Origin of the sequence: Clostridium sp. UMB9555A, assembly GCF_030222355.1 — a bacterium.
Taxonomy (GTDB): Bacteria; Bacillota; Clostridia; order Clostridiales; family Clostridiaceae; genus Sarcina; species Sarcina perfringens.
The window spans coordinates 544,761-562,531 of the sequence record NZ_JASORQ010000001.1 but is presented as its reverse complement, the minus strand read 5'-3'; the positions used below and the strand labels follow the sequence as shown (position 1 = coordinate 562,531).

Sequence of the window (17,771 nt, the reverse complement as noted above, 5' to 3'; positions counted from 1 at the left end):
ATTAAAAAAATACATTTTGTAACCAAAATGTATTTTACATATTCATTTATTTAGCATAGTCAACTGCACGGGTTTCTCTTATTACATTTATCTTGATTTGACCTGGATACTCTAATTGTTCTTCTATCTTCTTAACAATATTTCTCGCCATCTCAATTGCCCCTGCATCGTCAACTTGATCTGGTTTAACCATAATTCTAATTTCTCTTCCAGCTTGAATGGCATATGACTTTTCTACACCTTCATATGAAGTAGCTATTTCTTCTAATTTTTCTAATCTCTTAATATAAGCTTCTAAAGTTTCTCTTCTTGCACCAGGTCTAGCTGCTGATATAGCATCTGCTGCTTGAACAAGTACTGCTTCAAGAGTTTGCATTTCTGTATCACCATGATGGGCTGCTATAGCATTTACCACAGCTGGTGACTCATGATATTTTTTTGCAAGTTCTCCACCTATAACAGCATGAGGACCCTCATATTCTTGGTCAACACCTTTACCTATATCATGTAAAAGACCTGCTCTTCTAGCTAGATTTACATCTAAACCTAATTCAGATGCCATTAATCCCGCTAAATATGAAACCTCTATTGAATGTTTTAAAACATTTTGACCATAACTTGTTCTGTACTTTAGTCTTCCTAGAAGCTTAATTATTTCTGGATGTAATCCATGAACACCAGTTTCGAAAGTTGCTTGTTCTCCCTCTTCCTTAATGTCATTTTCTACATCTTTAATAGCTCTTTCTACCATTTCTTCAATTCTAGCTGGATGAATTCTTCCATCTACAATTAATTTTTCTAAAGCTATTCTAGCAACTTCTCTTCTTATTGGATCGAAGCTTGAAAGAATAACAGCCTCTGGAGTATCATCTATTATTAAATCAACTCCTGTTAATGTTTCTAAAGTTCTTATATTTCTACCTTCTCTACCAATGATTCTTCCTTTCATTTCGTCATTAGGTAGGGCAACAACATGTACTGTAGTTTCAGAAACATGATCTGCTGCACATCTTTGAATAGCAGTAGTAATTATTTCTCTTGATTTTTTGTCAGCTTCTTCTTTGGCCTTAGTCTCAAGTTCTTTGATCAGCATAGCTGATTCATGTTTTATTTCTCTTCTTACTTCATCTAATAATAATGTTCTTGCGTCTTCACTTGAAAGATTTGAAATCCTCTCAAGTTCAGCTCTTTGTTCACCGTATAAATTTTGTACACGTTCTTCAAGTTCTTGAATCTCTATAGATTTTTTGTTTATGCTATCTTCTCTTTTTTCAAGCATTTCACCTTTTTTATCTAATGACTCTTCCCTTTGGATAAGTCTTCTTTCAAACCTTTGAATCTCATTTCTTCTGTCACGAGTTTCTTTATCAAGATCTGCTCTTAGTTTGTGCACCTCTTCTTTAGCTTCTAATATGGCTTCTTTCTTTGTTGATTCAGCTTCTCTTTTAGCCTCCTCAAGTGTTAAACTAGCTTCTTTTTCTAAGCTTTCCACCCTATTTTTTGAAGCTTTTTGTATAAGAGTGTATTGAATAAACCCTACTACCCCTAATATTATTATTCCTATAAGTATTCCTACTACCATATAAACACCTCCTCGCTTATTCTCTCTATAAAAACACTTCGCGTAGAAAGGTGTCATACTATTCTCACTGTAATTTTTTGAATATGATAAACCAGTATTTGTTATTATTGTATAGTAATTTTAAACTTATGTCAAGGTTACCCCTTGCGTATATTATATGCTAGAAAGCTAAAATTATTCCCTTATAATACTAGTTATATTGTGCTTTTTTTAGTTTTTTATATTCTAAAAAAGCTTTAAAATTTTATTAATGTTAACATATTCATAAAACTTTAAATTCACACGTTAGAATTATTAAACAGTGATTAAATTATAAAAAAAAGATAAGGAAATCCTTATCTTTTTTTATTAACTTTCAACAGACTCTTCTGTATTTTTTTCTACATCTACTGATTCAACAGCCTTAGCTAAAGGAAGAGAATATTTTTCTCTTATTTGATTTTCTATATCTAAAGCAACTGCTGGATTCTCTTTTAAATATTGTTTAGCATTTTCTCTACCTTGGCCTAATCTTATATCTCCATATGAGAACCAAGCACCACTCTTTTGTACTATATTTTCTTTTACTCCAACGTCTACTATATTACCTTCTTTTGATATACCTTCATTGTACATTATATCAAATTCAGCTTGCTTAAATGGAGGAGCAACCTTATTCTTAACTATTTTAACTCTTGTTCTATTACCAGTTATTCCGTCACCTTGTTTTATTGAATCTATTCTTCTTATGTCCATTCTAACTGAAGCATAGAACTTTAATGCTCTACCACCAGGTGTTGTTTCTGGATTACCAAACATTATACCAACTTTTTCTCTTAATTGATTTATGAATATTACTACGCAGTTTGATTTGTTGATTGTTCCTGTTAACTTTCTTAAAGCTTGTGACATTAATCTAGCTTGAAGACCAACATGAGAATCACCCATTTCACCTTCAATTTCCGCTCTTGGAACTAAAGCCGCAACTGAGTCCACAACTAAAACATCTATAGCTCCTGATCTAACTAAAGCTTCTGTTATCTCTAAAGCCTGTTCTCCTGTATCTGGTTGTGAAACTACTAAATCATCTATATTAACACCTAATCTTTTTGCATAAACTGGGTCTAAAGCATGCTCTGCATCTATATACGCTGCTGCTCCCCCTAATTTTTGCGCTTCTGCTACTACATGTAAAGCCACCGTTGTTTTACCTGAACTTTCTGGTCCATATATCTCAATAATTCTTCCTCTTGGTACTCCACCGATTCCTAAAGCTATATCAAGATCTAAACATCCAGTAGAAACAGCATCCATTTGAGGAGCTCCTTGCTCGCCAAGTTTCATTACTGATCCCTTTCCAAATTGCTTCTCTATTTGACCCATAGCCATCTCAATAGCTTTTAATTTATCTTTATCTATATTTGCCATACGTAACCTCCTTAAATAACCGAACATAAGTTCTACTATTATTATAATATATACAAAAAAAAAGTCAACATCAACATGAAGTTCTTAAAAGAACCTCATGCCTTAATAATTGACTATTTTTTGACTTTTAAAACATTATTTATAAGTATTTATAACATTTTTATTTTTTCTAAAGTAATCTACTCCAGAAATTATTGTTATTACAACAGCTAAATATAAGAATATATCAGGAACATATATAAAGAAATTTCTTAAAAAGCTGCTTCCTGCAACTAACTCCTTAATTCCTGGTGAATTAATTATGTTTACTTGTAATAATAAAAGCACTATTGCAATTATTTGTATTACAGTCTTAATTTTTCCCCACCAGCTAGCAGCTATAACTAATCCCTCTGATGCAGCTATAGTTCTTAAACCTGAAACAGCAAACTCTCTAGCTATTATTACAATAGCTGCCCATGCAGGAACTAATTGTAATTCAACTAAAGATATAAGTGCTGCCGTAACCAATAACTTATCTGCTAAAGGGTCCATAAACTTACCAAAGTTAGTAACTTGATTTCTTGATCTTGCAATATATCCATCTAGTTGATCTGTAACAGATGCTATTATGAATATAAGTGTTGCTATTACACTCCCATAAGGTAAGTCCTGGTAAGCTATAAACACTAAGAATATGGGAACTAAAATTATTCTAATTAAAGTTAATTTATTTGCAAGATTCATTGCATACAACTCCTACCAAATCATATTCTAAGGCCTTTTCAATTTTAACTTTACAGAACTGGTCCTTTTTAGCTCCATTCCCTTTCACATAAATATATCCATCTATATCTGGAGCCATCTCATAGCTTCTTCCTATATAGTATTCTCCATTAAACTTTTCGATAAGAACATCATATTCTCTACCTACTTTGTTTTTATTGATTTCCTCTGATACTTCCTTTTGAAGTAACATTATTTCTTCTTCCCTAGCTTTTTTAACTTCTTCATCTATTTGATCTTCCATTATGGCAGCTGGTGTTCCTTCTTCTCTTGAGTAAGTAAATACTCCAACTTTATCTAACTTTATTGTTTTTATAAAATCTTTTAATTCATTAAAATCTTCACAAGATTCTCCTGGGAAACCAACTATTAAAGAAGTTCTTAAAACTATGTTAGGAACATTTTTTCTTAAGTCATTAATTTTTCCTATTATTTCTTCTTTTGTTGTCTTTCTTCCCATTCTTTTTAAAACATTATTGCTAATATGTTGTATAGGCAAGTCAAGATAATTACATACCTTAGCATTTACTGAAATCTCTTTGATAAGTTCATCATATATAGCCTCTGGATAACAATAAAGAACTCTTATCCACTCTATTCCTTCAATCTTAGCTAATTCTCTTAAAACTAAGTGAAGTTTTTTTTCACCATATATATCTATACCATAATTAGTTGTGTCTTGAGCTATTAATATTAACTCTTTCACTCCATTTTCAGCTAATTTTTTTGCTTCTTCTACAATACTTTCTAAAGCTCTACTTCTAAACTTACCTCTGATTTTAGGAATAATGCAATAAGTACAGAAATTATCACATCCTTCTGCAATTCTTAGGTATGCAGTAGTTTTATCAGTTGTTATAAGTCTTAATCCTTCATTAATTGATACATCACTGTAATTTGTAGCTTTTACTTTTTCATTATTTCCATTTATAAAGTTCATTATGGCTTCATTTATTTTAGCATAATCATTAACACCTAACATTATATCTATTTCAGGCATTAATTCTAATAATTCATCACCATATCTTTGAGTTAAGCAGCCTGTAGCTATAAGTAACTTACAGTTGTGACTTGTTTTATATTTTGCCATATCTAATATTGTGTTTATGGATTCTTGTTTAGCCTTTTCTATAAATCCGCAAGTATTTACTATTATTATGTCAGCTTCCTTTGGATTATTAGTAAGTTCGTACTCATTCTGAACCATTCCAAGCATGATTTCTGAGTCAACTCTATTTTTATCACAACCTAAACTCACCATTCCTACCTTATATTTCGCCAAATCTACTTCCTCCTACGTTTAAATATATATTTCTTATTTTAAAACTCTTTTTTAAATTAAACAAGTTTTTATTTCATATTTTCTAATTCATCTTTACTAAGAAGTACTTGTCTTGGTTTACTTCCATCTCTTCTAGAAATAACACCACATTCTTCTAGCTCTTCTATTATTCTTGCCGCTCTATTAAATCCTATTCTTAATCTTCTTTGTAAATATGATGCTGAAGCTTGACCACTTTCAACTACGATTTCTATAGCTTCATCTAAAAGTTCATCTCTATCACCATCACCATTTCCCTCTGAAGCTAGAGTTGCTGAGTTTATATGTTCTAATATATCCTCTTCATACTGAGCATCCTTTTGAGACTCTTTTATAAATGATACAACATGTTCAACCTCTTCCTCTGAAATAAAAGCACCTTGAACTCTCTGAGGTTTAGACTCTCCAACTGGGTAGAATAACATATCTCCCCTACCTAAAAGTTTTTCAGCTCCTGCTGAGTCTAATATTGTTCTAGAGTCAATTTGGCTTGAAACTGCAAAGGATATTCTAGAAGGTATATTAGCCTTAATTACCCCTGTAATTACATCTACAGATGGTCTTTGAGTAGCTATTACTAAATGCATACCTGCGGCTCTAGCCATTTGAGCAAGTCTACAAATATAATCTTCTACATCATGAGGACAAGCCATCATAAGGTCTGCAAGCTCATCTACTATAATAACTATATAAGGAAGCTTTTCTGGAACTTCCCCTTTGTTATATAAAGCATTATATGATTCTATATTTCTTACTCCATTATCTGCAAAAAGTTTATATCTTCTAGTCATTTCATTTACAGCCCAGTTTAATGCCGCAGCAGCCTTCTTAGGATCTGTAACTACTGGGATTAATAAGTGTGGAATTCCATTATAAACATTTAATTCAACAACTTTTGGGTCTACCATTAAAAGTTTAACTTCATCTGGAGAATACTTATATAATATACTCACTATTAATGTATTTATACATACACTCTTACCAGAACCAGTTGCCCCTGCAATAAGAACGTGAGGCATCTTACTTAAATCTGTAACAACCGCCTTACCTGTTATATCTTTTCCTAAAGCACAAGCTACCTTAAACTTATTATCTAAAAATTCTTTAGATTCTACAATCTCTCTAAAAAAAACTGGTGTTTGTTCTTTATTTGGAACCTCTATTCCTATGGCAGATTTTCCTGGAATAGGTGCCTCTATTCTAACTCCTTTAGCTGCTAATCCTAAAGCTATATCATCAGCTAAATTAACTATTTTACTAACCTTTATACCAGCCTTAGGTTGAAGTTCAAATCTAGTAACAGATGGCCCTTTTGTTACTTGAAGTATTTTTGCCTCTACTCCAAAGCTCATAAGAGTTTCTTCAAGTTTAGCAGCATTAGCTAATAATGCCTTTTTATCATCTTTGTCTAATTCATTATTATTATTTAAATTTAATAAATCTGCATTTGGTGCAACATAACTAGCTCCCACATTTGAGCCTTTACTAGCTATATTATTTGATATTTCTTTATCTATAGATTCTTCATCCTTAGCCTTTTCTGAATTGAATCCTCTTTGCTCTATTATAGTATTATCTAAACTTAAGTCTCTAGGCATTTTAGACTCTTGTTTAAAATCATTTATCTTAATATTATCCTTTAATTGATTATCTTTTTCCTTCTTATTATCTTCTATATCATTTAAAGAAGAATTTTTCATAAAGTCTAATATTTTTATCTTATTGTTATCCTCTGAAATATCATCTTTTTTACTCTCTTTATTTCCTTCAGAAGCTCCATCTTTTTTCTTCAAATTAATATAATCATCTTTTTCATACTTTTTATCCACAAATTTAACCTTAGAAGCTTTTTCCTTAAAACCTCCAAAGAAATTTCTTATTGAAACTAGATTATAATCGAATATAAGCATTGAAGATATAAGATATAAGGTTACAAAAATAACAAAAAGGCCTATTTTACCTACTAATTTATATAATGGTAATACAATTAAAAATCCTACTACTCCTCCATGCCATTCACTTTGAGAATGCCATATAGTTTTTATAGATCCCCATATGCTTCCCTGCACATAATAATCGTTTATATTCACAGTCTGAATAAGTAAAACACTAGTTATAAGTGCTATGGTTATTCCTAATCCTATTCTTGAAAATAACACCTCTCTTTTAAATAAGAAAAGCTTTGTACATAAATATATTATGTAAATCGGAATAAAAAAAGCTCCTATTCCAAAAAGTCCTATTAAGAGATTTCTTGATATAACACTTAAATATCCTGCTTTATCAGTATATAAACTAAACATAACAATTAAAGAAACACATATTGCTATTAAGGCATATATTTCTTCCGTAACTTTAATTTGGCTTTGATTTTTCTTTTTTTGAGTTTTAGTTGCGGTTTTCTTTTTTCCCCCAGCCATACTAAACTAAATCACCTCACCCTATTTTAATTTCAAAATGGTAAAATACTTGTACCAAAAAATATTATATACATAAATGACTATAAATTGTCAAAATATTTTTATATTACATAAATAGAACCATAGATATACTATGGTTCTACATTATAAGCTTCTATTAAGCTATTTAACTTATCTAAGGCTTCCTTAACACCGCCAACTTCGTTTATTAATCCGCACTTAACTGCTTCTTCTCCAACTAATATTGTTCCCATATCATTTAAAAGTTCATCTGTTTGCATCATCATCTTTTTTAGTACATCTAATTTGATTTCTGATGTCCTTATTATAAAATCATTTATTCTCTCTTGCATTTTATTAAAATAATTAAATGTTTGAGGAACCCCTATTACAAGTCCATTCATTCTTATTGGATGTATTATCATTGTAGCTGATGGAGAAATAAAGGAATATTGGGATGCAGTTGCTAGAGGAACTCCTATGGAATGACCTCCCCCAATAACTAAGGATACTGTTGGTTTTTTTAGGCTTCTTATCATCTCAGCAATTGCTAACCCTGCTTCAACATCCCCTCCAACAGTATTTAAAACAAATAATATACCTTTTATTCTATCATTTTGTTCTATATCAATTAGTTGAGGAATCATATGCTCATACTTAGTTGTTTTAGTTTGTGGCGGTTGAACACTATGTCCTTCAATTTGCCCTATTATTGTTAAAACCTGTATATTAGAATCTTCTTTCTTATGCTCAGGTAAAACTGCTCCCATTTCTTTTATTTCTTCTATACTTTTATTTTCATTTTCTTTGTTATGTTCCATATATATCCCTCCTGTACTAAAATTATTTTGTACAGAAAGGAAATTTATATACATTATTTCATAAAAGCTCTATGAAGTGCTTTTATAGCTTCTTTTACATTTTTACTTTCAACAAGACACCAAATTGTCATATGTGAGTCTGCTGTTTGTAAAACTTCTATGTTTTCCTGATCTAAAGCACCTACTATTTTAGCCATAACTCCTGGAATTCCTCTCATTCTTGAACCAACTATAGCTATAGTGCTTAAATCTTCTACTAAACTATATTTTAAATCATTTTTCCTCATAATATCTTCAAATAATTCTTTAACACTTGAATCTATTGTAAATACTTTTTCTTTAGGGAAAATATTAATTAAGTCTAAACTTATTTTATTGTTTGCAAGACTTTCTAAAATAGTCTTATAATTTATATTATCTTTATTGTCATCAGATTTTATAGAAACTTGAATTCTATTTCCTTGATGAGTTATTCCAGTTATGAACTTATTATTATCTACATCCCCTAGACTATCTATCATTGTACCAATGCAAGTACTCATAGTATTCTTTATGACTAAAGTAACATTACCTTTCATTGCTATTTCTACAGCTCTTGGATGAATTACCTTAGCCCCTTGGTCTGCTAATTGGAATACTTCATTGTAGCTTATTTTATTTATAAGCTCAGCATCTCCAACTATTCTTGGGTCAGCAGTCATTATTCCATCAACATCTGTATATATTTCAATTTCTTCAGCCTTTAATGCGACTCCTAAAACCGCAGCCGTAGTATCACTTCCGCCTCTTCCTAAAGTAGTTAAGAATCCATTTCTATCAACACCTTGGAATCCAGCAACAACAGGCACTTTTCCTTCTTTAAGAACTTCTAATATTAATTTAGGATTTATATCTATAAAATCAGCACTTGAATAATTATCATCTGTAAGTATTCCTGCATTTCCTCCTGTTAAAGGAACTGCTTCTATTTCTGCCTCTCTTAATTCATCACTCATGACAACAGTGCTTATAATTTCTCCACATCCCATAAGTAAATCAGTAGCTAATTTATTTTCTTTTTTAAACTCTTCTGATACTAATCCTAAAAGTGTATCAGTTGCATAAGGTTCTCCTTTTCTTCCCATAGCAGATACAACAACCACTGGTAAGTATCCTTTATTTATTGCCCCTTTTACCTTTTCTACAACCATAGTTCTTCTTTCTTTTGTTGATACAGAAGTACCACCAAATTTTTGTACTACTATTTTCAAAATCCCCACACTCCTACAGCTTAGTTTTTTTTATCATATCACTATCTACATCTAATATTATGGTTTTAGCTCCTATTCTTTTTACATTTTCCCACTCGATTTCTAAGTATTCATCTGAGTTAAAAAGATTAAACTTGCCACCACCTAAGTTTACTATTAAATATTTTAGCTTTCCTTCTTCATCTATAATAACATCATTATTTATAAGTCCGCTATACTTTTCACCATCATTTATGTTTATAATTTCATATCTTTCTATTTCGCTTAAATATCTAACATTATTACTCATAAAACATACCTCCACTTATTTATTAAAACAATAAATAATATGTTGATTATAAATAATATATGTCAATTCTCATTAAAAGAGGTAGGCTTTATGAATAAGAAAAAAAATAAAAAGGCAATAATAATTGCCTTTTACTATTGCTGTTTATTTTCTTCTTCAGCTTCTTTTATTGCATCTTTTCTTGAAAGATTTATTCTACCTTGAGAATCTATTTCTGTTACCTTAACTAAGATTTCATCTCCAACAGATACTACATCCTCAACTTTTTCTACTCTCTTATTATCTAACTTAGAAATATGAACTAATCCTTCTTTATTAGGTAATACCTCAACAAAGGCACCAAATTGAGCAATTTTTGTAACTTTACCTAAATAAATTTCTCCAGCTTTAACCTCTTTAGTTAAACCTTCTATTATTTTAACAGCTTCTTTAACGCCTTCTGATTCAGCTGATGAAACATAAACTAATCCATCTTCTTTTATATCTATTTTAACACCAGTATCAGCTATAATCTTGTTTATAACTTTTCCACCAGCCCCAATTACATCTCTGATTTTCTCAGGATCTATTTGTAGAGTTGATGTTTTAGGTGCATATTTTGAAACTTCTTCTCTTGGAGCTGGTATGCATTCTTTAATCTTATCTAAGATCATTAATCTTGCTTTTCTTGCTCCATATATAGCATCGTGTATAACTTTCTCTGATAAACCTTTTATTTTAGTATCTACTTGGATTGAAGTTATTCCCTCTTCTGTTCCAGCTACTTTAAAGTCCATATCTCCAAAGAAATCTTCTAAACCTTGGATATCAGTTAAAACTTCTTCCTCAGTTAAATCTTTTGAAGTTATTAATCCCATAGCTATACCTGCTGCTGGTCTCTTTATTGGAACCCCAGCATCTAAAAGTGCTAATGTACTACCACAAACTGAAGCCTGTGAAGTAGATCCATTTGAGCTTAATACTTCTGATACTAATCTTATTGTGTATGGGAACTCAGCTTCTGAAGGTATAAGTGGTTCTAAAGCTCTTTCAGCTAAAGCTCCATGACCAATTTCTCTTCTACCTGGTCCTCTTAATGGTCTAACTTCTCCTACACTGTATGCTGGGAAGTTATAGTGATGCATATATCTCTTAGATTCTTCTTCACCAATACCATCTAATATTTGAATTTCACTTATTGATCCTAAAGTTGCAACAGTCATTACTTGAGTAAGTCCTCTTGTAAATAATCCTGTTCCATGAGTTCTTGGAAGTAATCCAACTTCACAACCAATGTTTCTTACCTCATCAAAAGCTCTTCCATCAGGTCTTTTTCCTTCTTTTAAAAGCATATGTCTTACGACTTCTTTTTGCATATCGTAAACAGCTTCTCCAATATCAGACATGTTATCTGGATATTTTTCTTCGAACTCTTCATTTATTTTAGCTTTAACTTCGTCCATTGCAGCATTTCTTTCATCTCTATCAGTAATGTGCATTGACTCACTAATCATATCAAAAGCAAATTCTCTTACAGCTTCTTCTATTTCTTCTGGTACTTTATGTAGTTCTGGCACTTTTTTCTCTTTACCGAACATACTTACAGCTTCTTCTTGGAATTTTATTATATCTTGACACTTATCAAAACCAAATTTGATAGCATTAATCATTGTATCTTCTGGGATTTCATCTCCACCAGCTTCAATCATCATAACTCTTTCCTTAGTTGCGCAAACAGTTAATTGAAGTGAACTTTCTTCTCTTTCCTTTGAAGTAGGGTTTAGTATGAATTCTTCTCCTATTAATCCTACTTGAACTGCAGCCACTGGAGTAGTAAAAGGTATGCTTGATAAACATAATGCCATTGAGGCAGCATTTATAGCTAGTATTTCAGGAAGGTTATCATTTTCTACTGAAACAACTGTACATACTACTTGAACATCATTTCTATATCCTTTTGGGAATAAAGGTCTTAAAGGTCTGTCTATAGCTCTACCATTTAGTATAGCTTTCTCTGAAGGTTTTCCTTCTCTTTTTATAAATCCACCTGGTATTTTACCAACTGAATATAATCTCTCTTCGTATTCAACACTTAATGGGAAAAAGTCTATTCCCTCTCTTGGTTTTTCTGATGCATTTACATTTGTTAATATTACTGTATCACCATAACTCATTAATATAGCAGCATCTGAAAGCATTCCTAATTTTCCGAACTCAACTTTCATTGGTCTTCCTGCTATGATAGTTTCATGGGTATGATTCATATAAATACCTCCTTTCGGTATATAAAGACTAAATTTTTACAATATTAATATTTTTAAAATAATAGAGCGGTAAAAAACCCGCTCTACTAAATTATCTTCTTAATCCTAATTCTTTGATTATAGCTCTGTATCTTTCGATATCTTGCTCATATAAGTAGTTTAATAAACCTCTTCTTTGTCCAACCATCATTAAAAGACCTCTTCTTGAGTGGTGGTCTTTTTTGTGTGTTCTTAAGTGATCAGTTAAAGAGTTTATTCTTTCTGTTAATAACGCGATTTGAACTTCTGGTGAACCAGTGTCTCCTTCGTGTCTTGCATGTTTAGCTATTATTTCTTGTTTTCTTATTTTATCCATTGTTACACCTCCGAAAAATTATCCCCTAGTTCCAAGAAAAAAGACGGTTACCCTTAAATCTTAGAGTTAGGTTCTATATGATTATATCAAAACTCGCTTTTCTTGTAAATCTTTATTACAAAGAAATTTTTATGTTACTTTCTTCTGCGAATTTTTTATCCTTAATTAGTTGTTCTTTTAATTCTTCTAAAGAATTAAATTTCTTTTCATTTCTTATCTTACTTATAAAGTAAAGTTTTATATGCTTTCCATATATGTCTTCATCAAAATTTAGTATGTGAGTCTCTACTGTAGTATTCTTACCATTTACAGTAGGATTATTCCCAACTGAAGTTATACCTTTATAAATTTCTCCATTAACTTCTACATTAGTATAATAAACTCCTATTTTAGGAAGAATTATTTCATCATTATTCTTTAAATTGGCTGTTGGGAAATTAATTGTTCTTCCTATTTTCTTTCCACTTACCACTTCACCATTTAACGAGAAATACCTGCCTAACATATTATTAGCATCTTCTAGCTCTCCTTCTGATAAAGCTTTTCTTATTCTTGTTGAACTAACTACTTCTGATTTATATGTAAATGGCTCTATAACATAAAGCTCTAACCCTTTTGAATTACATAATTCCTTAAGCAAATTAACATCACCTTTATTCTTATGCCCAAATCTATAGTTAAATCCAACAACAACTCCTCGTACATTATAGTTTTTTATAAGATTTTCTATAAACTCTTCTGGTTCTAGCTCCATAAACTTTTTATTAAACTCAACAAAACTACTTAAATCAACATTTAAGTCTTCAAGAATTCTTATTTTTTCATGTAAAGTTACTAAAAGTTTTGGTGCACCTTCCTTGTTTATAAATTTTCTTGGATGATTTTTAAATGTATATACCATACTTAATGAATCATTTTTTCTAGATAATTCATTACTTTTGTTTATTAAAGCTAAATGACCTTTATGAATTCCATCAAAACTCCCTAAAGCTGCATAGGTGCTTTTTTGAACCACTCTCTTAAAATCATTATTTATTAAAATCATTGACTACTCCTCTATCAGTAATTTCTCCAATTTAAATCCTTTTTCATCCCTTTTTCCTAATCCTAAAAAGACTCCATTGTCTTCATATACTCTATATAGTTTATTAAATTCAACTTCTTCACTATACATTCTATTATCAAATACTTTAACACCATTTCTTAAAAGCTTACCAAACTTCTCATTTACTGTGATTTTTTCAAAAGAATCTAAAGCCTTTTCAATGGAAATAATGTGTTTTTCTAAAAGTTCTTCTGTTAATTCCTCTATATTTATTGCTTCTTCTTTAGTAAATGGACCATTTTGTATTCTCTCTAAGGCAGTCATTGTTGCTCCAACATTTAATTTTTCACCAATATCATAGCAAAGGCTTCTTATATATGTTCCCTTAGAACAACAAACATCCATTTGTATATTATCATTTGATTCTATTTTTATATTTTCAATAGAATAAATAGTAATTTTTCTAGCTTCTCTGTGAACTTCTATTCCTTGACGTGCTAATTCATATAATCTTACTCCATTTTGTTTTAAAGCAGAATACATTGGTGGAACTTGATCTATTGTTCCTAAAAAGGAATTTATACAATTTAATATTTCATCCTTTGTTATATGTGATGCATCCTCTTCTCTTAAAACTTCTCCTTCTAAATCATATGTGTCAGTAACCATACCAAGTTTTAAATTCACTCTATAAACTTTTTTATTTTCCATTATATAATCTATAATTTTTGTAGCTTTTCCAAGGCATACGGGTAAAACTCCAGAAGCTGCTGGATCTAAAGTTCCTGTATGTCCTACCTTTTTCATCTTTGCAACTCTTCTTACCATTGCTACAACATCAAATGAAGTCATTCCCGTATTTTTATATATGTTAATTACTCCATTCATATATTACACCATCTCTTTTGCAAGTATTTCTAATATTTTATTTTTAGCTTCATCTATACTTACACCTTTAATGAATGCTCCAGAAGCCTTTGTATGACCACCGCCACCAAAGTTTTCTGCAATTTTTCTAACATCTAGTGTATCTTTAGATCTTAAGCTAACCTTTACTCCCTCATCTACCTCTTTAAGAAGTATGCATCCTTCTACACCTTTTATTTGATTTCCTAAGGATACAACATCTGAACTATTTTGAACTTCTTCTCCAATAGAATCTATCATCTCTTTAGTAATTCTCATAAGAACTATTTTATTATTGCAAACTAGCTCCATGTCTCCTAAAACTAAAGACATTAGTTTCATTTTAGCAAAAGGCTTATTATCAAATATATTTCTATGAATTTCATCATGTTTTATATAATTAACTAATTCCCCTGCTATTATATGAGTTCTTTCAGTAGAATTTGAGTATCTAAAAGAACCTGTATCAGTTATTAATGATGTATATAGACATTTAGCTATATTTTCATTAATTTCAACCTTTAATTCCTTAAGTAACATAAATATTATTTCAGCTGTTGCAGAAGCCTCTGTATCTACATAGTTAATAGCACCATATTTATCATTTGATAAATGATGATCCATATTAACTAAAGTTCCTTTGAATTCGCTTAAATCTGCGGAAATTCTTTCAACATTTCCACAATCTAATACTATAACACAATCAGTATCTTCTGATGGCTTTATAACTTCTCCAGTTATTTCCTCAGCATAAGGCAGAAAGCTTAGGTTATCTGAGACTAGGTCTTTAGAGATAACATAAGCTTCTTTACCATAAATTCTAATGCCTTGAAGTAGTGCTAAGACACTACCTAAGGCATCACCATCTGGAGACACATGATATGTTATACCAATCTTTTTGCTTTTATTTATAATTGATATTACATCATGAAATCTCATTTTTTATTTCTCCTTGATTTTGTTTAGCAATGATTCAATATACATTGCATTATCTATAGAATTATCTTCTTCAAATAATATTTCAGGAGTACTTCTTAGCTTAACTCTGTTTCCAACTTCTCTTCTTATGAATCCAGCTGAACTTTTTAGAGCCTTTAAGCTTTCCTCTTTTTCTTCATCATTTTTAGCGAATAGGCTAACAAAAACTTTAGCGTATCTTAAATCTTTAGTAACTTCAACTTGAGTTACACTTACCATAGCTGTTAGTCTAGGGTCTTTTATTTGATTTCTTATGATATCACTTACTTCTTTTCTTACTTCTTCATTTATTCTTTTACCTCTGAAGTTAGCCATATAAATCACCTCTTTATAAAATTAAAGTTCTTTTCTTTGAACAGCTTCCATAGTATATGCTTCTATTATATCGCCTTCTTTAATGTCATTGAACTTTTCTACACTAAATCCACACTCGTATCCAGCATTTACTTCTTTTACATCATCTTTAAATCTCTTTAATGATGCTAACTTAGATTCAAATATTACAATACCTTCTCTTATAACTCTTACATCTGCATTTCTAACTAATTTACCAGTTAATACATATCCTCCAGCAATTGTTCCAACGTTAGAAATTTTGTAAGTAGCTCTTATTTCAGCAGTTCCTAATACAACTTCTTTGTATTCTGGATCTAACATACCAATCATAGCTGACTTAATATCTTCTATAGCATCGTATATTACTCTGTAAGTTTTAACTTCAACTCCATCTCTTTCTGAAGCTGCTACAGCATTGTTATCTGGTCTAACATTAAATCCTATTACTATAGCGTTAGATGCAGCAGCTAATGTTATATCTGTTTCTGATATAGCACCAACAGCTCCGTGTATAACTCTTACCTTTACATCATCAGTTGATAATTTTTCTAATGATGCTTTTATAGCTTCAACAGAACCTTGAACGTCTGCTTTAACTATAACTGAAAGTTCTTTAACTGAACCTTCTTTAATTTGACTATATAAATCTTCTAATGAAACTCTATGTGAAGTTGCGAAACTTTCTTGTCTTATTTTTTCTTTTCTAGCTTCAGCCATATTTCTAGCAGTCTTTTCATCTTTAACAACTGTGAATCTATCTCCAGCAGCTGGCACTTCTGAAAGACCTAAAACCTCAACTGGGATTGATGGACCAGCTGATTTTATCTTCTTACCTGAGTCATCAAACATAGCTCTTATTCTTCCGTAAGTGCTACCAACTATGATTGAATCTCCCATGTGTAGAGTACCATTTTGAACTAATAATGTTGCTACAGCACCTCTACCTTTATCTAATTTAGCCTCTACAACTGTTCCTTTTGCTTTTCTTCCAGCATCTGCTTTTAATTCTTGCATTTCTGAAGTTAAAAGAACCATTTCTAATAGAGTATCTATGTTTTCTCTAGTTTTAGCTGAAACTGGTACTGCTATTATATCTCCACCCCAGTCTTCAACAACTAATCCATGCTCAGTTAATTCTTGTTTAACTCTATCTGGATTAGCACCTTCTCTATCCATTTTGTTTATAGCAACTATCATTGGAACGTTAGCTGCCTTACAGTGATTTATAGCTTCTACTGTTTGTGGCATTATTCCGTCATCAGCTGCAACAACTAAGATAACTACGTCTGTTATTTGAGCTCCTCTAGCTCTCATTGCTGTGAAAGCTTCATGTCCTGGTGTATCTAAGAATGTTAAAGTTTCTCCGTTTACTTCAACAGTGTAAGCACCTATATGTTGAGTTATTCCACCAGCTTCTGTACTTGTTACCTTTGATTTTCTTATAGCATCAAGTAATGAAGTTTTACCATGGTCAACGTGACCCATAACTGTTATGATAGGTGGTCTCTTAGCTAGGTTTTCTTCTTCTACATCAGTTTCTTCTTCGAACTCTTCTAAAGTGTTCTCTTCTTCTTTTTCATAAACTGCAACCTCATATTTTTCAGCAACCTTTTCAGCTGTTTCAAAGTCTATTTCTTGGTTTATAGCAGCCATTACTCCTGTGAAGATAAGAGTTTTTATAACATCATTAACTGGTTTGTTTAATTTCTCAGCTAATTCTTTAACTGTTATAGTTTTTCCAATTTCGATAACTTCAACATCTTGTTCTAGGTTATCATCTTCACTACCTTTTTTCTTTTTCTTTTTCTTCTTAGCAGCGTTATTAACTTCTTCAGCTAATTCAGCTTCATATTCAGCAACCAATTCACTGTTTGCTTCACTTCCTGCTAAAAGTTCTTTTATTAACGCAGCATCTTCATCTTCTATAACGCTCATATGGTTTTTAACCTCAACGCCGAACTCATCCATTAATACGTTTATAAGAACTTTACTTGGAACTCTTAACTCTTTTGCCAATTCATAAACTCTTATTTTTGACATATATTCACCCCCG

15 protein-coding genes are annotated in these 17,771 nt (G+C 31.0%); all 15 read right to left on the bottom strand.

The features are described from left to right. Window positions 1–46 precede the first annotated feature (46 nt). The 15 genes from rny to infB all read right to left on the bottom strand — a co-directional run bounded on the left by rny (window position 47) and on the right by infB (window position 17,758). A complete protein-coding gene (rny, locus tag QP548_RS02615) occupies window positions 47–1,582 on the bottom strand; it encodes a ribonuclease Y (RefSeq protein ID WP_003459753.1) in 1,536 nt (511 codons plus the stop codon). Window positions 1,583–1,930: 348 nt separating this feature from the next. Next, window positions 1,931–2,989, bottom strand: a complete 1,059-nt coding sequence (gene recA / locus QP548_RS02610) for a recombinase RecA (protein WP_061428768.1) — start codon at window positions 2,987–2,989, stop codon at window positions 1,931–1,933. A 135-nt stretch (window positions 2,990–3,124) separates the two neighbouring features. Continuing rightward, a complete protein-coding gene (pgsA, locus tag QP548_RS02605) occupies window positions 3,125–3,715 on the bottom strand; it encodes a CDP-diacylglycerol--glycerol-3-phosphate 3-phosphatidyltransferase (RefSeq protein ID WP_061428769.1) in 591 nt (196 codons plus the stop codon). Continuing rightward, a complete protein-coding gene (gene rimO, locus QP548_RS02600; protein WP_061428770.1) occupies window positions 3,699–5,036 on the bottom strand; it encodes a 30S ribosomal protein S12 methylthiotransferase RimO in 1,338 nt (445 codons plus the stop codon). Before rimO ends, pgsA begins: the two co-directional genes overlap by 17 nt. A gap of 68 nt (window positions 5,037–5,104) precedes the next feature. Beyond that, window positions 5,105–7,495, bottom strand: coding sequence for an FtsK/SpoIIIE family DNA translocase (locus QP548_RS02595; RefSeq protein ID WP_061428771.1), 2,391 nt, complete (start codon window positions 7,493–7,495; stop codon window positions 5,105–5,107). Window positions 7,496–7,626: 131 nt separating this feature from the next. Next, window positions 7,627–8,316, bottom strand: a complete 690-nt coding sequence (locus QP548_RS02590; protein WP_003459750.1) for a ClpP family protease — start codon at window positions 8,314–8,316, stop codon at window positions 7,627–7,629. Between the two features lie 53 nt (window positions 8,317–8,369). Beyond that, window positions 8,370–9,566: an aspartate kinase gene (gene dapG, locus QP548_RS02585; protein ID WP_061428772.1), complete on the bottom strand. Its 1,197-nt coding sequence runs from the start codon at window positions 9,564–9,566 to the stop codon at window positions 8,370–8,372. Window positions 9,567–9,579: 13 nt separating this feature from the next. Then, window positions 9,580–9,855: a YlmC/YmxH family sporulation protein gene (locus QP548_RS02580; protein ID WP_003459765.1), complete on the bottom strand. Its 276-nt coding sequence runs from the start codon at window positions 9,853–9,855 to the stop codon at window positions 9,580–9,582. 134 nt (window positions 9,856–9,989) lie between these two features. Further along, window positions 9,990–12,098, bottom strand: a complete 2,109-nt coding sequence (locus QP548_RS02575) for a polyribonucleotide nucleotidyltransferase (RefSeq protein ID WP_003465777.1) — start codon at window positions 12,096–12,098, stop codon at window positions 9,990–9,992. A 91-nt stretch (window positions 12,099–12,189) separates the two neighbouring features. Further along, complete coding sequence (gene rpsO, locus QP548_RS02570) at window positions 12,190–12,453, bottom strand: 30S ribosomal protein S15 (RefSeq protein WP_003449423.1); 264 nt, start codon at window positions 12,451–12,453, stop codon at window positions 12,190–12,192. Window positions 12,454–12,568: 115 nt separating this feature from the next. Continuing rightward, window positions 12,569–13,498 carry a bifunctional riboflavin kinase/FAD synthetase gene (locus QP548_RS02565; RefSeq protein ID WP_061428773.1) on the bottom strand — a complete coding sequence of 310 codons (930 nt, stop codon included), beginning with the start codon at window positions 13,496–13,498 and terminating at the stop codon, window positions 12,569–12,571. A gap of 3 nt (window positions 13,499–13,501) precedes the next feature. Continuing rightward, window positions 13,502–14,386, bottom strand: coding sequence for a tRNA pseudouridine(55) synthase TruB (truB, locus tag QP548_RS02560; RefSeq protein WP_061428774.1), 885 nt, complete (start codon window positions 14,384–14,386; stop codon window positions 13,502–13,504). Between the two features lie 3 nt (window positions 14,387–14,389). Continuing rightward, a complete protein-coding gene (locus QP548_RS02555) occupies window positions 14,390–15,343 on the bottom strand; it encodes a DHH family phosphoesterase (protein WP_060670722.1) in 954 nt (317 codons plus the stop codon). A 3-nt stretch (window positions 15,344–15,346) separates the two neighbouring features. Then, window positions 15,347–15,697: a 30S ribosome-binding factor RbfA gene (gene rbfA / locus QP548_RS02550; RefSeq protein ID WP_003449473.1), complete on the bottom strand. Its 351-nt coding sequence runs from the start codon at window positions 15,695–15,697 to the stop codon at window positions 15,347–15,349. A gap of 21 nt (window positions 15,698–15,718) precedes the next feature. Beyond that, window positions 15,719–17,758 carry a translation initiation factor IF-2 gene (gene infB, locus QP548_RS02545; RefSeq protein WP_061428775.1) on the bottom strand — a complete coding sequence of 680 codons (2,040 nt, stop codon included), beginning with the start codon at window positions 17,756–17,758 and terminating at the stop codon, window positions 15,719–15,721. Window positions 17,759–17,771: the final 13 nt, after the last annotated feature.

Excerpts from the sequence above, each read along its gene's own strand:
- recA (WP_061428768.1), bottom strand. The coding sequence starts at position 2,989 with ATGGCAAATATAGATAAAGATAAATTAAAAGCTATTGAGATGGCTATG.
- truB (WP_061428774.1), bottom strand. The coding sequence starts at position 14,386 with ATGAATGGAGTAATTAACATATATAAAAATACGGGAATGACTTCATTT.
- QP548_RS02575 (WP_003465777.1), bottom strand. The coding sequence starts at position 12,098 with ATGAATCATACCCATGAAACTATCATAGCAGGAAGACCAATGAAAGTT.
- QP548_RS02555 (WP_060670722.1), bottom strand. The coding sequence starts at position 15,343 with ATGAGATTTCATGATGTAATATCAATTATAAATAAAAGCAAAAAGATT.
- pgsA (WP_061428769.1), bottom strand. The coding sequence starts at position 3,715 with ATGAATCTTGCAAATAAATTAACTTTAATTAGAATAATTTTAGTTCCC.
- QP548_RS02595 (WP_061428771.1), bottom strand. The coding sequence starts at position 7,495 with ATGGCTGGGGGAAAAAAGAAAACCGCAACTAAAACTCAAAAAAAGAAA.
- infB (WP_061428775.1), bottom strand. The coding sequence starts at position 17,758 with ATGTCAAAAATAAGAGTTTATGAATTGGCAAAAGAGTTAAGAGTTCCA.
- QP548_RS02580 (WP_003459765.1), bottom strand. The coding sequence starts at position 9,855 with ATGAGTAATAATGTTAGATATTTAAGCGAAATAGAAAGATATGAAATT.
- QP548_RS02590 (WP_003459750.1), bottom strand. The coding sequence starts at position 8,316 with ATGGAACATAACAAAGAAAATGAAAATAAAAGTATAGAAGAAATAAAA.
- QP548_RS02565 (WP_061428773.1), bottom strand. The coding sequence starts at position 13,498 with ATGATTTTAATAAATAATGATTTTAAGAGAGTGGTTCAAAAAAGCACC.
- rpsO (WP_003449423.1), bottom strand. The coding sequence starts at position 12,453 with ATGGATAAAATAAGAAAACAAGAAATAATAGCTAAACATGCAAGACAC.
- rbfA (WP_003449473.1), bottom strand. The coding sequence starts at position 15,697 with ATGGCTAACTTCAGAGGTAAAAGAATAAATGAAGAAGTAAGAAAAGAA.
- rny (WP_003459753.1), bottom strand. The coding sequence starts at position 1,582 with ATGGTAGTAGGAATACTTATAGGAATAATAATATTAGGGGTAGTAGGG.